The 2099-nt window shown below is 67.1% G+C and carries 2 protein-coding genes; both read right to left on the reverse strand.

Translation table 11 applies throughout. From position 1 onward, the window contains the following. Positions 1-132: 132 nt before the first annotated feature. Positions 133-1725 carry an FMN-binding glutamate synthase family protein gene (locus tag SGR02S_RS19160; protein WP_067113806.1) on the reverse strand — a complete coding sequence of 531 codons (1593 nt, stop codon included), beginning with the start codon at positions 1723-1725 and terminating at the stop codon, positions 133-135. A gap of 15 nt (positions 1726-1740) precedes the next feature. Next, positions 1741-2099, reverse strand: a 359-nt coding sequence (locus SGR02S_RS19165; RefSeq protein WP_067113807.1) for a nuclear transport factor 2 family protein, incomplete at its 5' end; no start/stop codon positions are given.

Consider the following 2099-nt stretch of genomic DNA (forward strand, 5'->3'; position numbering starts at 1 on the left):
GGCTTTCGCCGGGGAACAGCTCCCTACTTGTCTGAAGGATATATATCCCGACTTGATCCGGGTGACGATGAAAGCAAAATCACGCTCCTGCTTTCTCGTTACCGCCGGATTTAGCGCTCGATACTCCAGCCCTTATCCCGGCGTTCCCTCCATCGCCGCCTGAAAGCTGTCCGCGCGCGCCATCGCCCAATAGCGCGCACTTGCGACTGACCCCGGATCGTCGAGCAGGATGCCGCGCGGGTAGAAATTATAGATGCGGTCGATCGAATCCGAGCGCGCCGAATTGAGCCGTTCGTGCAGATGGTGCGGGCGGATCCGCCACGGGCTGTCGAGCCCCATCGCGCAACTGATGTCCCATAGCGCGGAAACGGTCGCGGCCTGGAAGCGGTGGACGCGGGCCGCCTTGTCCTCGACCACCAGCCCGCGCTGGCGGCCCGGGTCCTGCGTCGCGACCCCGGTCGGGCACAGATCGGTATGGCAGCGCAGCGACTGGACGCAGCCGAGGCTGAACATGAAGGCGCGCGCGGCATTCGACCAGTCGGCGCCGAGCGCGCAATGGACCGCGAGCCCGGCGCCCGAGTGGACCTTGCCCGACGCGGCGAGGCGGATCTCCTCCTTCAATCCGCAACCGACGAGCGCGTTGCGCACGAAGATCAGCCCTTCGCGCAGCGGCATGCCGACGCGGTTCGAGAATTCGACCGGCGCCGCGCCGGTGCCGCCTTCGGCGCCGTCGACGACGATGAAATCGAGCCGGATTCCGGTTTCGAGCATCGCCTTCATGACGGCATAGATTTCGTGCGGCTGGCCGACGCACAGCTTGATGCCGACGGGCTTGCCGCCCGACAGTTCGCGCAGCCTCGCGGCCCATTCGACCATCCCGATCGGGGTGGTGAAGGCCGAATGCGCGGCGGGGGAAATGCAGTCCTCGCCCTCCGGCACGCCGCGCGTCGCGGCGATCTCGGCGCTGACCTTGGCGCCGGGCAGCACGCCGCCATGGCCGGGCTTGGCGCCCTGGCTCAGCTTGATCTCGATCATCCTGACCTGATCGTCCTGCGCGCGGTCGCGGAACCGGCCGGGGTCGAAGCGGCCGGTCGCGTCGCGGCAGCCGAAATAGCCGCTGCCCAGTTCCCAGACGATATCGCCGCCGTGGATGCGGTGATAGGGGCTGAAGCCGCCCTCGCCCGTGTCGTGATAGAAGCCGCCCCGGCGGGCACCGAGGTTGAGCGCCTCGATCGCCTTCGCGCCGAGCGAGCCGAAGCTCATCGCCGAAATGTTGAGCAGCGCGGCGTCATAGGGCCGCGAGCATTGCGCGGTGCCGACGCGCACCCGCTGCGTCCGGTCGGCGGCGACCACGGGCGCGATGCTGTGGCTCATCCATTCATATTCGTCCGAATAGACGTCGAGTTCGGTGCCGAAGGGATGCGCGTCGAGATCGCCCTTGGCGCGCGCATAGACGATGTCGCGCTCGCTGCGGGTGAAGGGGCGCCCGTCGAACGGGCTTTCGACGACATAGGCATAGAGGAAGGGGCGCAGCGCCTCGAACAGCCAGCGGATATGCGCGATCAGCGGATAGTTGCGGCGCAGCGTATGGCGCCGCTGCACGGCGTCGTACAAGGCGACGACGAGCAGCGGTACCCACAGGATCAATGTCCAGCGCGCCGGCCCCCACCACGCGGCAAGCGCGATCGCGGCGCAAAGGACGGGAAAGGCGATCCAGCGAAGCATCGGACGGCCGCGCGATCAGCCCGCCTGCGCGGCGAGCATCGCGGCCATTTTCTCCCATACCTTGTTGATGGCCTTGAGCGGGCGGACCATCACCTTGAAATCCTGTATCTTTCCTTCGTCGTTCCAGCGGATGATGTCGACGCCGTTGATATGGATGCCGTCGAGTTCGCTCGCGAACTCGAGGCAGGCCTGATCGCCGTCGACGATTTCGCGCAGATAGCGGAAATGCTCGCCGCCGAGCACATGGCTGGCGGCGTGCAGATAGGCGAAGACCGTGTCGCGGCCCTGCTGCGGCGTGTGGACGACCGGCGAATGGAACACCGCATCCTCGGCGAGCAGGTCGCGCAGCGCCTGCGGGTCGCCGCCGCCCGCCA

This window comes from Sphingopyxis granuli NBRC 100800, assembly GCF_001591045.1.
GTDB classification, from domain to species: Bacteria; Pseudomonadota; Alphaproteobacteria; order Sphingomonadales; family Sphingomonadaceae; genus Sphingopyxis; species Sphingopyxis granuli.

What these genes read in the sequence shown, in the direction of transcription:
- SGR02S_RS19160 (WP_067113806.1), bottom strand. Translation starts at nt 1,725, where the DNA reads ATGCTTCGCTGGATCGCCTTTCCCGTCCTTTGCGCCGCGATCGCGCTT.